Origin of the sequence: Halomonas sp. Ps84H-12, from assembly GCF_024124725.1 — a bacterium.
GTDB classification, from domain to species: domain Bacteria; phylum Pseudomonadota; class Gammaproteobacteria; order Pseudomonadales; family Halomonadaceae; genus Vreelandella; species Vreelandella aquamarina.
The window spans coordinates 23,825-37,672 of record NZ_JAMXSJ010000035.1; the positions used below are offsets into that span (position 1 = coordinate 23,825).

General features: G+C 54.0%; 17 protein-coding genes. 10 read left to right on the forward strand and 7 right to left on the reverse strand.

Annotation, left to right across the window (positions count from 1 at the left end; all coding sequences use genetic code 11):
• The first annotated feature begins 47 nt into the window (after window positions 1-47).
• The 3 genes from NH344_RS15055 to NH344_RS15065 all read left to right on the forward strand — a co-directional run bounded on the left by NH344_RS15055 (window position 48) and on the right by NH344_RS15065 (window position 1,147).
• Window positions 48-383, forward strand: a complete 336-nt coding sequence (locus NH344_RS15055; RefSeq protein WP_253028083.1) for a zinc ribbon domain-containing protein YjdM — start codon at window positions 48-50, stop codon at window positions 381-383.
• 68 nt (window positions 384-451) lie between these two features.
• Complete coding sequence (locus NH344_RS15060) at window positions 452-748, forward strand: hypothetical protein (RefSeq protein WP_253028084.1); 297 nt, start codon at window positions 452-454, stop codon at window positions 746-748.
• Window positions 749-760: 12 nt separating this feature from the next.
• Entirely contained in the window at window positions 761-1,147 is a 387-nt protein-coding gene (locus tag NH344_RS15065) for an HAD-IA family hydrolase (protein WP_253028085.1), read from the forward strand.
• A gap of 149 nt (window positions 1,148-1,296) precedes the next feature.
• On the opposite strand, the gene NH344_RS15070 is transcribed toward NH344_RS15065, so the two are convergent.
• The 6 genes from NH344_RS15070 to NH344_RS15095 all read right to left on the reverse strand — a co-directional run bounded on the left by NH344_RS15070 (window position 1,297) and on the right by NH344_RS15095 (window position 6,362).
• Window positions 1,297-2,157 (reverse strand): LysR family transcriptional regulator, encoded by an 861-nt coding sequence (locus NH344_RS15070; protein ID WP_253028086.1) that lies wholly within the window; start codon window positions 2,155-2,157, stop codon window positions 1,297-1,299.
• The gene (locus NH344_RS15075; protein ID WP_022522623.1) at window positions 2,151-3,161 is read right to left on the reverse strand and encodes a phosphonate dehydrogenase; all 1,011 of its coding nucleotides are present in this window, start codon (window positions 3,159-3,161) and stop codon (window positions 2,151-2,153) included. The genes NH344_RS15070 and NH344_RS15075 overlap by 7 nt, the downstream gene beginning before the upstream one ends.
• Before the next feature lie 9 nt (window positions 3,162-3,170).
• Window positions 3,171-4,001, reverse strand: a complete 831-nt coding sequence (gene phnE / locus NH344_RS15080) for a phosphonate ABC transporter, permease protein PhnE (protein WP_027960098.1) — start codon at window positions 3,999-4,001, stop codon at window positions 3,171-3,173.
• Window positions 4,002-4,010: 9 nt separating this feature from the next.
• Window positions 4,011-4,880 carry a phosphate/phosphite/phosphonate ABC transporter substrate-binding protein gene (gene phnD, locus NH344_RS15085; protein WP_253028087.1) on the reverse strand — a complete coding sequence of 290 codons (870 nt, stop codon included), beginning with the start codon at window positions 4,878-4,880 and terminating at the stop codon, window positions 4,011-4,013.
• Window positions 4,877-5,722, reverse strand: coding sequence for a phosphonate ABC transporter ATP-binding protein (gene phnC / locus NH344_RS15090; protein WP_022522626.1), 846 nt, complete (start codon window positions 5,720-5,722; stop codon window positions 4,877-4,879). Before phnC ends, phnD begins: the two co-directional genes overlap by 4 nt.
• A 250-nt stretch (window positions 5,723-5,972) precedes the next feature.
• Window positions 5,973-6,362, reverse strand: a complete 390-nt coding sequence (locus NH344_RS15095) for an ester cyclase (RefSeq protein WP_022522627.1) — start codon at window positions 6,360-6,362, stop codon at window positions 5,973-5,975.
• Window positions 6,363-6,461: 99 nt separating this feature from the next.
• Here NH344_RS15095 and NH344_RS15100 point away from each other — a divergent pair, with 99 nt between their 5' ends.
• Entirely contained in the window at window positions 6,462-6,809 is a 348-nt protein-coding gene (locus NH344_RS15100; protein WP_044628442.1) for a zinc ribbon domain-containing protein YjdM, read from the forward strand.
• Between the two features lie 456 nt (window positions 6,810-7,265).
• On the opposite strand, the gene NH344_RS15105 is transcribed toward NH344_RS15100, so the two are convergent.
• A complete protein-coding gene (locus NH344_RS15105) occupies window positions 7,266-8,159 on the reverse strand; it encodes a LysR family transcriptional regulator (protein ID WP_044628443.1) in 894 nt (297 codons plus the stop codon).
• A gap of 147 nt (window positions 8,160-8,306) precedes the next feature.
• Here NH344_RS15105 and NH344_RS15110 point away from each other — a divergent pair, with 147 nt between their 5' ends.
• The 6 genes from NH344_RS15110 (at window position 8,307) to NH344_RS15135 (ending at window position 13,727) form a co-directional block, all read left to right on the forward strand.
• Window positions 8,307-9,533, forward strand: a complete 1,227-nt coding sequence (locus tag NH344_RS15110) for a YbfB/YjiJ family MFS transporter (RefSeq protein ID WP_058578241.1) — start codon at window positions 8,307-8,309, stop codon at window positions 9,531-9,533.
• Window positions 9,533-10,135, forward strand: coding sequence for a glutathione S-transferase N-terminal domain-containing protein (locus NH344_RS15115; protein ID WP_044628445.1), 603 nt, complete (start codon window positions 9,533-9,535; stop codon window positions 10,133-10,135). The genes NH344_RS15110 and NH344_RS15115 overlap by 1 nt, the downstream gene beginning before the upstream one ends.
• Before the next feature lie 198 nt (window positions 10,136-10,333).
• Window positions 10,334-11,128, forward strand: a complete 795-nt coding sequence (locus tag NH344_RS15120; protein ID WP_058578242.1) for a carbon-nitrogen hydrolase family protein — start codon at window positions 10,334-10,336, stop codon at window positions 11,126-11,128.
• Window positions 11,129-11,212: 84 nt separating this feature from the next.
• Complete coding sequence (locus NH344_RS15125; protein ID WP_058578240.1) at window positions 11,213-11,533, forward strand: DUF427 domain-containing protein; 321 nt, start codon at window positions 11,213-11,215, stop codon at window positions 11,531-11,533.
• Window positions 11,534-11,760: 227 nt separating this feature from the next.
• Window positions 11,761-12,519: a carbon-nitrogen hydrolase family protein gene (locus tag NH344_RS15130; protein ID WP_058578238.1), complete on the forward strand. Its 759-nt coding sequence runs from the start codon at window positions 11,761-11,763 to the stop codon at window positions 12,517-12,519.
• Between the two features lie 53 nt (window positions 12,520-12,572).
• Window positions 12,573-13,727: an AAA family ATPase gene (locus NH344_RS15135; protein ID WP_253028088.1), complete on the forward strand. Its 1,155-nt coding sequence runs from the start codon at window positions 12,573-12,575 to the stop codon at window positions 13,725-13,727.
• Window positions 13,728-13,848 lie beyond the last annotated feature (121 nt).

Genomic DNA, 13,848 nt, shown 5'->3' on the forward strand with positions numbered 1-13,848 from the left:
GCTCAGTATCATACGCAGTCTAAACCAAGCCAAAGAAGTTATCGTTTATGTCATGCCCACCGTGCCCCCATTGCCAATCCGAATTCGTCTATCAAGATCAAAGCCTATTCATCTGCCCCGAATGCGCCCACGAATGGAACCCTGCTGAGGTTCAGGCGGAAGACGCCGTCACGGTAAAAGATGCCCACGGCACGCTGTTAGCGGAAGGCGACAAGGTCACGATGATCAAAGACCTCAAGGTCAAAGGCAGCTCACTGGTACTCAAGGTGGGCACCAAAGCCGTGATCAAGCGATTAATGGACAGCAAGGATCACCAACTAGACTGTAAGGTCGATGGCGTCGGCGACATGATGGTGACCGCCCACTTTGTGAAAAAAGCCTAAACCAGTCCAGGATGCTTCTTGCCACCTCACGACGCCGTCAGCAATAACCATCCAACAAGGAGATACGAATGAAAGCCATCGTGTTTGACGTATTTGGCACTATTGTTGATTGGCGCTCCAGCTTGATTCATCAGTTCAGAGGGCTTGAGCAAGAACTGGGGATTGAGCTACCCAGTGAAGAACTCGCGGATCAATGGCGGCAGCTGTATGCGCCTTCCATGGACAGGGTGCGCAGAGGGGAAATCCCCTGGACGGTACTCGATGAGCTGCATCGAGAAAGCTTAGTCAAGCTACTCGATCAACAGGGGATTGCGCTAGACGAAGCGACCATTGATCGCGTCAATCACTTTTGGCACCAATTATAACCCTGGCCGGATGTGCCGCTAGGCCTACAGCGCCTGAAAGAGCACGGCATCATCGCCACGCTGACCAACGGGAATGTCTCATTAATGGTCGATGTTGCCCGTCACGCCAAGCTACCGTGGGATATGATTTTTTGCGCCGAGTTATTCGAGCACTACAAGCCTGACCCAGAGGTTTATTTAGGGGCTTGCCGGCTGCTACGCCTGCCGCCGGAAGAGGTAATGCTGTGCGCCGCGCATAATGCTGACCTGCGTGCTGCCCGCGCAGTGGGCATGAAAACGGCGTTTATCCCCCGGCGCACCGAGTATGGGCCCCACCAGAGCAAAGATTTAGAAGCTGAAGAAGCGTGGGATTTTGTGGCTGAAGATCTCGTCGCGTTGAGCGAGCATCTAAGACAGTGAGCCAACAACACGCACCTTAAGCGCACGGCGGCGTTGGTTCGAAAGCGGGTTGGAAAGGGCACGCGGGGGCCGTTTAAAGGCGACACACTCTAAAAGTGTATTCTTCTAGCATCCCGCGTGCACCGCAGTCATCACTAGTCCCTCCCTTCTCACTGACAGATATGACTAACGAAAGTGGAGACTGGTGGTTGCCGCGCAAGCGTTTCCGGGCAAATGACGCTCAGTTTTTTGGCAAGCCCCGCATCACTGACCGGGATAGCACACAAAGTGCCCGCTCGAATCTCCTCTTCGACGCAAGCCGCCAGCACTAGTGATACGCCAAGGCCCGCTTTGACCGCCTGCTTAACCGCTTCGGTACTGCCTAATTGCATAGCCACACTCGGCTGCGGCCCTGCTGCGCCGAAGAAATTCGCCAGTAACCGGCCCGTACCTGTTCCAGGTTCACCGCCCAGCAAGCTCATTCCGGCGAGGGTTTTGCGGTCTATTTCATGCCATTTTGCATAGGGATGATCGGGCGAAGTAATTAACACCACGGGCTCCTGTCGCCAATCCATTGCCTGGAAGCCGGGTTTTGGGTGCCACCACTCCATTACCGCAATATCCAGCTCGCCGCTGGTCAGTTGTCTGGCAATGTTGGGATTATTATCGATCACCAGATCCAACTCAGGTGCCGCCGGGATGTTTTTGAACGAGCGCACGTAGGGTTGGAGCATGTAAATGCCGATGTTGGAGCTTGCCCCGACGCGCAAACGGGTACCGCTGACGACCTCCCGAGCGCGCTCCTCCAATCGCAGCATGCTAAGTGCAAGCGGCATCAGCGCCAGGGCTGCTTTGGTGGGCTCGCAACCCGTTTTACTGCGGCGTATCAACAGGGCACCTAGCTGTTCTTCGAGCTTTTGAATGTGCTGTGAAAGCGTGGGTTGTGCGATACCGAGAGCTTGGGCGGCGGCCTGAAAACGTCGGTGCTGAACCAGTGTGGTAAAACTTTTCAGCCAGACCAAGTTCAGCATGGAGTTGTCTCAGTGATAGTGGGCGAATTAGCCGCATCCTGAGGGCATTCTCCTTGTAACGCTTGAAGAATGTTGTCGGCAGCACGCTGTTCAATCATCAGCCGCACATCCTGGACGGCAGAGCCAATGTGTGCCGTAAATAGCGTGTTGGGATGTGCTCGCAAGGTGGGGCAAATCTCTTGCGGGCGATCCTCTCGAGCCCAATCTTCCATTTCAAAAACATCCGCTGCGTAGCCGCCTAACTGCCCTGACTCCAATGCTTCCAAAACGGCAGCTTCCTGCACTACAGAACCCCGGCATGGGTTGATCAAAAAAGCGCCTGGTTGCATCAGGGCCAAGCGCGCAGTGTTCATGGTATGCAGGGTTTGTTTATTGAGCGGCAGGGCCAAAATGACAATGTCGGCTTGCCCGAGCAGCTCTTCAAGCGACTTGCGCGCCACGCCTAGCGCGGCCTCCTCAGCAGCGGGCAAGGCGTCTGGCTGAGAATACAGCAAGCTCGCGCCCCACCCCTGGAGCCGTGTTGCCACTGCCTGGCCGATGGGACCCATGCCGACGATACCCACGGTCGCGCCGGCAACCCCCAGCCCATAAAACGTGGGCTGCCATCCCTTGAACTGGCCGGAACGAACGTACTCATCGGCCGCTCGGACATGGCGGATTAGGCTAATGGTTAGCCCGATGGTTAGCTCAGCCGTTGGCACCGTCAGCAGATCCGGCACGAAGGTCAGCCAAACGCCATGACGCGTACAGGCCTCCACATCAAAATTATCGTATCCCTTCAGGGCGGCACCAATAACTTTCAGCTTGGGACAGCCCGCTAGAAATTCCTCGCTGACCTGGTCCGGCATAAACACCATCATGGCGTCTGCGGTTGCCGCGCGGGCCTTTACCTCGGCGGCGGTCAAGGTAGTGGCTGACTGGTTGGTGATCACTTCACAGTGTTGTTCCAGCCTTTCCAACACACTGTTGTGTACCCGGTGGGTAATGAAAACCCTTGGTTTCATTTGATTTCCTTACTTGAATTTCTTACGAAGATGGCCGCTAAGGCTATCCACCATCGTCACCATAACGAGTATGACAATCAGGATGGCGCTGACTTCCTGGTACTGCATGACGCGTAAAGAGCCCATTAGCTCGAAGCCGATCCCGCCAGCCCCCACCATGCCCATCACCGTAGAGGCGCGGAAATTGTATTCCCAGCGGTAGATAGAGACATCAGCAAACTGCGGAAGCACCTGCGGGAGCACCGCGTGCCAATGAACCTGTAATCGCGTCGCGCCAGCGGCATTGGCGGCCTCTACCGGGGCTGGGTCGACATGCTCGATCGCTTCGGCAAAGAATTTACCCACCATGCCGATAGAATGAAGGCCGAGCGCGAGCACGCCCGGTAAGGCGCCAAACCCCACGGCAGCAACGAAAATAATGCCCATAATCAGCTCGGGCACCGAGCGAAGAGCGTTCAGCAGCGTGCGGGTTACGTGGAATACCACGGGGTGGGGCGAGGTATTGCGAGCGGCCAGGAACGCCAGGGGTACGGAAGCAGTGACCGCTATCGCCGTGCCGGCAATGCTCATGGCAAGGGTATCGACCAGCGGCGCTATCCAATCCATGGCGTTGGTAAAGTCGGGCGGTAGGGATTCTCCCATTAGGGTAGCGATGGCAGGCACCCCGTTGGCCAGGGTGCGAAAATCCAGCAGATCTACATACCAACTCGCCAGAAGAACCACTGCCAGCACCAAGCCCGCTTGGAAGAGCTTGCTCCGCCAGCCGCGGGCGTGTTCGTCCAACACGGCGTCAGGAGAAAGCGATGAAAGGGGTGGCGGCACTGTTTTGGACGGATTCATCATGCCCCCTTACATCTTGCCGAAGTCGAGGTTGAGCAGACTACCCATTTCCCGAATCACATCGTAATCGGCGTCCGTGATAACGGCGAAACCTTCGGCTTTTAGGTTGTCCAGAATCTCTTCATCATCGATGCTGATGAAGGCATCCTGGATCTGCTGCTTGAGTTCAGGGTCCAGGTTAGAACGCATCGCCCAAGGGTACTGAGGGTACTCCCCGCTGTGACCCAACACCCTAACCTGGTTGCGATCTATCAGGCCGCGGTCCATCACGTGCTCAAAGATCACTTCCGATAGCCCGCCTGCATCCGCATTACCATTGGCCACGTTCACCGCCACGGCATCATGGGTGCCAACGAAGTGGGCTTCATAGTCCTCGCCTGCTTCCAGCCCCGCCGATTCAAGCAGCACGGTTTTGGGAATCAAGTGGCTTGACGTGGAGGCACGGTCGCCATAGGCCATCTTCATACCTTCGATATCCGCATAGGACTCAATGCCGGAATCGACATTGGCAATGATGACGGAACGGTAGGTGGGCTTGCCATCTACAATCATGGCGGCAAAGGGTTCGATCTCGCTTTTGCTTCTTGCCATCACATAGGAGAGCGGGCCGAAGTAGGCGAGGTCGATGCGACCAAAGCGCATGGCTTCGATCATGGAGGAGTAATCCGTGGTGACGATCAGCTCAACTTCTTTTCCCAGGGTACTTTCAAGATACTCTTTTAATGGCTCGTTGCGTTTGATCAGTTCAGAGGCGTTTTCATCAGGAAGTAGCGCGACTTTTAACAGATCCGGGTTTGGATCAGGGTCTGCCGCCAAGGCCGGCATGGCGATTCCAAACATAAGACAGATGGCAAAGAAAAAGCTGAATAGCGGTTTCATTGGGCAATCTCCAGTTTTATCGGGGAGGGAGTGGTGGTTTGAGGGTTGGGTTCGGTGGTCTCAGCGGCGTCGGTCACAGCTCCGCGCGTGCCGTGGTAGATCTCGTTCAGGTGGCGTTGCTGTAACTGTGAGGGGGCCGCATCGAAAACGATTTGGGCATTCGCTAACCCGATAATGCGGTCAGCAAACCGCTGGGCATACTCCAGCTGGTGCAGTGAAATAATGGCGGTAATACCATCCTCACGGCATATATCTCGCAGTAGCGTTAGCACTCGCTCAGAGGTTGCCGGGTCAAGGCTGGCCACTGGCTCGTCCGCCAATATCATGGCGGGCTGCTGCGCCAAGGCACGCGCAATGCCCACCCGCTGTTGCTGCCCGCCGGAGAGTTGATCGACCCGGGTAAGCGCTTTCTCGGCCATGCCTACGCGGTCCAGGCAGTGCAGAGCAAGCGCCTGTTCCTGCCTGGGTAGCGGAAACAAACTGCGCCAGGTGCTGTGGTAAGCAAGCCGACCGGTCAGCACATTCTGGAGCGCCGTATGGCGTTCAATGAGCTGATGGTGCTGGAAAACCATGGCGGTTTTGCACCGATGGCGGCGTACCGTAGACCGGGTTTCGAGCGCACCTAGCTCGGCCGAGATCACTTTGCCAGTGCTGGGCCGCACCAAGTGGTTGAGAGAACGCAGTAACGTCGATTTACCCGCACCGGAAAGGCCGAGTAGTACCGTAAACTCCCCTTTGTGGAAATCGACGGTGGTGGGGCGGAGTGCGAGGACATTCCCAGGATATGTCACCCCCATTTTCTCGATGCGGAGCATTAAGTCAGAGGATTGAATAGGCTCCATTGGATCACCTTCTGCAATGTATAAGCTCACTTTATTGTGACTTACAATGCAACGGTAGCCCGCCTAAGTGACAAAGCTGTGTCGTTCAGGTGATAAGTTAATGACTATCCAAGGAGCGCAGGTAGCCAGTCAAACGGCTCAGATAACGCTTCTCTAGACCAATATCGTCACAAAACGAGGCCCACCAAGGCTGGGCGTACCGATCCGATATTCTGCTCTATTCGTTTGTTAATGGAGATAACCACAACGTTTAACCAAGCTGAGCCTCAATCGCGGCTTTATCAATGACCGACCAGACCTCCCTAATCTTGCCATCGCTAAACAGGTAGAACGCGTTTTCGCAAAACGTCACGTTTTTGCCATCCACCGCAAGGCCAAGGAAGCTACCTTTGGGTGTGACATCGAATCGCAACCTGCACGCGACATGGGGTGAATCAACGGCCAAAAGCTCAATGTTAAAGTGAAGATCCGGTATCTGCTCGTAATCGGCTTCCAGCATGGCGCGATAACCATCAAGCCCTAGGCGCCTGCCGTTGTGGTGGACATCGTCATGCACGAACTGGTCAAGGTTCGTCCAGTCTTGATTATTGAGGCAGGTGATGTAATCACGGTAGGTTGCTTCCAGGTCACGTTTGTTCATCCTGGTTCTCCTTTCTTGGGCAGGCGTGAAGGCATTCGCCAAGGGTATACAGGCTCAGTATCATAAGCAGCCTAAACCAAACCACAGAAGTCATCATTCATGTCGTGCCCACCTTGCCCCCATTGCCAATCCGAATTCGTCTATCAGGATCAAAGCCTGTTCATCTGCCCCGAATGCGCTCACGAATGGAACCCTTCTGAGGCTGAGGCAGAAGAGACCGTGACGGTAAAAGATGCCCACGGCACCCTGTTAGCGGAAGGCGACAAGGTAACGATGATCAAAGACCTCAAGGTCAAAGGCAGCTCATTGGTACTCAAGGTGGGCACCAAAGCGGTTATCAAGCGGCTCTTGGATAGCAAGAATCACCAACTGGACTGCAAGGTCGACGGCGTCGGCGACATGATGGTGACGGCCCATTTTGTGAAGAAGGCCTGCAGGAGCCAGTAGGCATCAGTAGCATTTGTTGGGATAGTGGCAGTTATAGGTATTAAGTATTTAAGCCGTGAGTTGGATTCCTGGGCCCAGGCTCAAGCAGATAGCGGAGGCAATCAAAAATATTTAAAAGGACACGCGATGTATTTGCAGAAAATGGCATAAACCGCAACATTCACGGTAACCCAAGGTAACCTATAAAAGTATTTTCTACGTACCTAAAAAAGGTAGTCACCATGTCAGCCACGATGAGCAAAGATGACGCGCACAAGCTAATTGAGCAACATTCCTGTGAATGCCACCTGGGAAGACCTTATGCATGAGATCTACATCCGGGAGACCATCGAAAAGGGCATGGCAAATAGCCAAGCGGGTAACATTACGAGTGTGGCGGATATTCGCAAGAAATACGGCTTGCCTGAATGAATGTGTTTTGGACAGCAACGCTATAGCGTATTGTCGCTACCCCATTCACGACGCAGTCAACTGAAGTTCATCCTCCACCACCGCATCACGCAACGTCTCAGCGAAGCTTGCCAGGGCGGGTGTCCAGGTTTCTGGTTCGGGGGCGACAAAATAGGTATCTATATTGGCGATGGACGCGGGCAGTGCCAGCGTGTGAATCCCGAACCGGTGCTGGTGGGCTTCAACCGTGCCACGGGGGAGCACCGTGTAACCCATTCCGGCAGCAACGCAGCCAAGCATTGCGTCCAGTGAACCAAACTCGAAGATCCGACCTGCATTGACACCCTGGGAGGCCAGCAGCAGCTCGATACGCTGGCGGTAGCTGCATCCCTGGCGAAACGCCAAGAAGGCAGATGTCAGCAGCGCTTGTGAAGAGGGCATCTTCGTCATCGGCGCAGAGCCGACTAATACAAGCTGCTCGCTAAACGCTTTGAGCGAGTGGTAGCGGCCATGCTCGAGCCGACCGGCCACGAAAACACAGTCCACCTGCCCGTTAAGCAACAACTCGACCAACTCAGCCGTAGGCCCGGTCTTGATCTGGATATCAACGTCAGGCTGCGCTGCGTGGTACGCCGCTAGTATCGGCGGAAGGCGCAACGCCGTCGTGGTCTCCATGGCGCCGATGCGCAGCCGCCCACACGCCTTCTCCTGGCCTTTGAACAGCGACACCGCTTCATCGTGGGCCGACAGCATGCGCTCGGCGTACTCCACCAGCGCCAACCCGGCACTGGTAGGGCGAACCCGCCCCGCACGGTGAATCAGCTGTACGCCTAACTCCTCCTCGAGCTTTTTAATGTGGGTGGTCACATTGGATTGCACCGTGTGCAGCTGCTTGGCCGCCGCACCAAAGCTGCCGGTGTCGGCCACGGCCACGAGCAGTCGCAGCGATTTAAGTTGCACGCGCCGTCTCCCTGTCAGGTTATCTATAAACAAGATAGTAGCTATCAAAACTAATCGTTTCTAGAAATAATTCCTCGCGCGTAGTCTGGCGATGTACCAACGTGCTGACGACCCCACCAAAGGGTGGCACAAAAAGGAATTGGCGTGATGAAGCGAACACTCACTACCCACGATCTGCCCGCGCTGATGACAGGCATAATGGCTACCCTGGCGGCGATTGGCATCGCACGCTTCGCCTATACGCCGCTATTGCCTGCGATCATTCAAGAGGGTTGGTTCACCGCGAGCCAAGGCGCTTACCTGGGGGCCGCCAACCTGCTGGGATATTTTATCGGCGCACTCGCCGCCCACTCGCTGAGTGAGCGCTTTTCTCCTCGCATGGTGATGGCCGCAAGCTTCGCGGGTATCGCGCTCAGCTTTGTGCTCTGCGCCGGGGCGGGTGGTTTTCTATGGTTCTTCTTCTGGCGGTTGGTCTCGGGGATTGCCGGGGCCATCTTGATGGTCGTTGGACCCTCGCTGGCGCTGGCAGCCACGCCCCCTGAAAGGCGAACGCGTGTCGGCGCCATGGTATTTACCGGTATTGGCTTTGGTGCACTGCTTTCGGCTTTCATCGTACCGTTACTCCTAGGGTTAAGCCTCTCCGTCACCTGGGGCACGCTTGGGCTGCTGTGTATTGCCGCTGGCCTTTTGTGCGACTGGGGAATAGCGCACTTGGCCTCACCGATCACGGCTAGCCCAAGGGGGAATAGTCCCATACGGGGTGCGGGTGTAAAGATAATCGTTATGTTGGTGGTGGGCGCTTACGCCCTGGATGCGATTGGCTTTGTGCCGCATACCGTGTTCTGGGTGGACTATCTCGCCAGGGAAAACGCCCTGGGCAATCAAGCAGCTTCATTGCAGTGGGGTATCTTCGGGTTGGGCGCCCTGTGTGGGCCGTTCATGATAGGCGCACTGGCGCATCGAGTGGGTTGGCAGGGGGGCTTGATGATCGCCTTTGCGGCAAAGGCCGCCGCCGTCTTACTGCCGGTGTTCTCGCTTGCACTGCTCAGCCAGTCGGTTTCCTCGTTTATGGTAGGGGCTATGATCCCCGGCATTGTGGCCCTCACCTCTGGCCGCCTTGCTGAGCTGGTAGGGCCAGCCGCCCACAAGAAACTCTGGGGGCAAGCCACCGCCGCTTTTGCTGCCGCCCAGGCAGTAGCAGGCTATGCCATGTCGGCGCTTTATGGCACTTGGGGCAGCTACGCGCCACTGTTTGCCATCAGCGGCCTTATCCTCGTCGCTGGCTTTTTGCTGGTGCTGCTTAGCCGTGGCTTACAGCAGCGCCACACGGATCCTTCTGCCCAACAACCTACAAAGCACTACAGGAGTCAATAATGGAACTCTACTTAAACGCAACCTCGCCCTATGCTCGCCTTGTGCGCATCGTATTACTGGAAAAAGGCCTGGCGGACACCGTGACGCTGAAGTGGTGCGACCCTTGGGCAGACGATGCCGAACTCTTAAAGGCCAACCCCGCCGGGCGTATTCCCGCGCTGGTAACGGAGGAGGGCACCACGCTTAGCGAATCAATGCTGATTGCCGTTTACCTGGATAGCGTTAGCCCCAACCCGCCAATGCTGCCAGCAGCCAGCCGGGGGGATGTGCTGCACCTAGCCGGGCTGGGCCAAAACCTGATGGATGCCGCGTTCACGACCGTGATTGCCAGAAAGCATTATGGCAACGAGATTGACGAGAGCGAGCTGGGTCAGCGCCGTTCGCGAGCCATTCAGCGGCTGCTTAAACAGCTGAACAATGAGCTTGGCGAAAAACAGCAGGCCTCAAACGTTAACCTGGGCGAAATCGCCATTGCGGTCGCGCTGGATTATTTGGCATTCAGGCTGCCAGAGGTGAACTGGAAAGAAGAGTATCCGCGGCTTCTGGCATGGCATGCGGGTGTGACTGCACGTGGAAGCTTTCAGGAAACTGCATTCGTTTAGCCAAGCGTACGCTAATATCCAGGCTGCTAATATCGCCTCGCGACTGCGGGGTGATATCGTCGGGTCAACCATCCCCAAGCTGCTTTTGTTTTTGGCCGATAAGCGGTATTTACCTTGTATGGCAAAAAACCGATAAAGGCACGGTGGGAGGTGGCTTTAGCCCGCGACCCTTCCAGCACCCAGCCAGCGAAGCAAAAAATGACAACCACCAAACCAGCCCCCATCACCATTGCACTCGCCCAACTGGCGGTTAGCAAAGCAGCGGTAGACGACAACCTACAAATGCACCTAACTTGCATAGAACGCGCCGCCGCGCTGGGGGCCAACGTGGTGGCCTTTCCCGAACTCTCGCTCACCGGTTACGAGCTGGCGCTACTCAGCCAACTGGCCATGCCCCGCGACGATGCCACCTTTGCCGTCCTCACCGCCGCTGCCGTCGCCAATAACACGGTAGTAATAGCAGGCTGCCCACTGCACAACCCTAACGGCAAACCCCACATCGCAGCGGTGATCTGCTTTCCCAACGGCGAACACACCTTCTACCTAAAACAGCACCTTCACGAAGGGGAGGAGGTTTATTGTGCCCCCGGCCATGAAAGCGGCCTGATCAACGTGAACGGGACCCGCATCGCCCTGGCCGTATGCGCCGACTTCACCCACCCAAGCCACGACGCTATCGCCGCCGCCCAACAAGCGGACGTATATCTCGCCAGCGCGCTGATCTCCCCAGGCGGCTATGCAAAAGATGCTGGGATGCTCGCCACCATCGCAAAACATCACCAACTGCCGGTACTGCTCGCCAACCACGTTTCCTCCACGGGCGGCTGGCAAACCTGCGGCAATAGCGGCGGCTGGAATACAGCAGGCGAGCTAACCGTGAAAGCCAACGGAACCCAGCCCAGCTTAGTGCTGTGCCACATTCACCACGGTGTATTAAGCGGTGGCGTAGAAGTGATGACTCACCTACCTTCCAAAGCATCCATAACCGACTAAAAGTTAAGCTCCCAAGGTAGGATTAACTTATGTTTGCTGCTAGTCTCAAAGTATTAGAGCGAACAACGCCGCAGTGAATTTACGATGCAGAATGCCCCCATAACGCTTCACCCCAGCCAGCAGCGCCTGCAAGTGCGGGTGGATGGCATTCTGCTAGCCGACTCCACCAATACACTGGAACTCCGCGAACACGGCTACCCGCCACGCCACTACTTCCCACGTGAAGACGTGCGGATGGACTTACTTATCGCTTCGAAAACAACCACGTATTGCCCATTTAAAGGGCATGCGGTGTACTTTTCGTTAAGTGAGCGGCGGGATATTGCTTGGAGTTATGAGAAGCCGCTTGAGGGGATGGAGGCTGTAACGGGTAGGGTGGCGTTTTATGAGGAGGTAAACGAATGACGTTTTTTGACCCGCAGTGGACATGCCGGGAAATGCAGCAGGCATGCGAGTTTTGGATATATAGCCTAATGGAAATTAATGTCTCAAAGAATCATAGACTTGGGAGAAACTGGCAGGCTGCAATTGCCGGAAAAAAGCGCCTGCACGTTCATTCAATCATAAGGCGCGCCGTCTAATACACTGTTAGCAGTTTTTGAAACAGAACCAGATTGGACAGGAGTTCGATTATGAAGGTGTGTGCTGCTCAATTTCGACCAATAGCAGGCGATTTCGAAACTAACCGTACTAAGCATCTTGAGCTTATTGAGTTGGCCGTTATCCAGCGAGCAGATGTGTTGTTCTTCCCTGAACTTTCGCTCACAGGGTTCGAACCACGACTCGCTGACTCTCTTGCTATCGAAGTAGACGACCACCGACTTGATCTTTTTCAAGAATGCAGCGATAACCACAACCTAATTATTGGTGTTGGTATGCCGATAATTGCGGGTTTTGATGTGTATATCGGAATGGTTTGGTTCGTGCCTGGCGAGGTTCGGTGCTTATACGCAAAACAAAAACTGCATCCTGATGAGCACCCCTACTTCGTTGCGGGTCATGAGCAACTTCTACTTGAGAGACAGGGCTTCAAATTAACGCCTGCCATCTGTTATGAATCACTTCAAATGGATCATGCTAACGATGCAGCCGCCTTATTTTCTGATATGTATCTCGCCAGTGTCGCAAAACCTGTTGGAGGTATAGCCAAAGCAATGAAGCATTATCCTATTGTTGCGCGACGTCACAATATGTTTGTAATGATGGCTAACTGTGTCGGTCCGAGCGACGACTTTCTTAGCGTCGGTCAGTCGGCAGCCTGGAACATTCGAGGGGAGCTTCTTACCCAGTTAGATGCAGAGTCTGAGGGAGTGGTTGTTCTGGACACCCATAGCGGAAGCGCTAGCGTGAAGAAACTTGCTAACCAAGCAATGCACGCGACAGGCGCATGATTGCGGCGTTATACGCCCATCGAGCACTGAGTGATTTTTAGGTCAGGGAAGTTATGTCAATAAAGAATATACAAAAACTAAAGCGGTTCGGTATTTTTCATAATCACACGAACGATAATGCCAAGGATTTTGGAAAATACAATCTGTTTTATGGCTGGAATGGTAGCGGTAAATCTACGCTTTCAGGTGTATTCAGGTGCATCGAAAACAAAACTGATTCAGGAAAGTTCCCTTCTTCTGAGTTTACAGTAAATACTGACGGGGGGACTACAATTACACAAGAGAATGTCGTTCAATCTGACCTAAACGTATACACCTTCAATCAAGACTTCATTGACGAAAATATTTCATGGAATAGCGTTGTCAAAAGTATTTTGCTTGTTGATAAAGCCAAAATTGAAGAACGCGAAAAGCTGGAAGAGCTGAAGAAGAAGCATAAGACTGATTCCGAAGCGTATAGCAAAGAAGCAGCAGAAATAAAAAAACTAGAAGAGGCCATTTCAAAATTTGGAACTGATAGTGCTCGTCGCTTGAAAATGAGCCTCCAATCTATTGATACGTCTGATAGCCATTATCTTAATTATAATAAAACAAAGTTTGAAGCGTTTATCACCTCAAACCTTAATGCAACAGAAAAAGACGCCTCGCTTCTTGGTGAAGAGAAAATTATCGAGCTAACCAATGCGGCTAAACCAAATCAAAAGAACCTAATCAGTTTCACCCAACAGACCATAAGTCAGGAAACTTTTTCCAAGGCGAAAGAGCGCCTTGATGACCTTCTAAAGACCAGTGTAGTCAGCAAAACCATTCAACGGCTTGTTGAACATGGAGATATAAAATCTTGGGTGGAGGCCGGCCTTGGTCTTCACAAGCGTCACAATACAAACCAATGTGAATTTTGCGGTAATACCATCACCGAAGAGCGGACAAAACAACTTGAAGCCCATTTCAATGATGATTACAAAGCCTTCCAAGACCGGCTTGTAAAGGCTGATAGCTGGCTTGCAGGTCAATATATTCAAGCTCCAATGCTTCCAGTGGCAAGTGACTTTTACGAAGAACTTAAAAAGGAATATAGTGAAGCCTGTACAAAATTGGAAAAAGCAACTACAGACCTGAACGAAGAAATATCAGCTTGGCACACTGCCCTGAAAAAGAAGACTGCAAACCCGCTTGAAACAGGTCTTGTGGTTGAAGCTATCACCTGAATCCGTGAGACCGCCCCCCGGAAGCACTTCTAACCCACTGACCTGCATGGCAATATAGCCATTATCGCCATTCACCCAGACAGTGCCATGCCCAACATAAAGTTCCGCGCCAGTCGCCGCA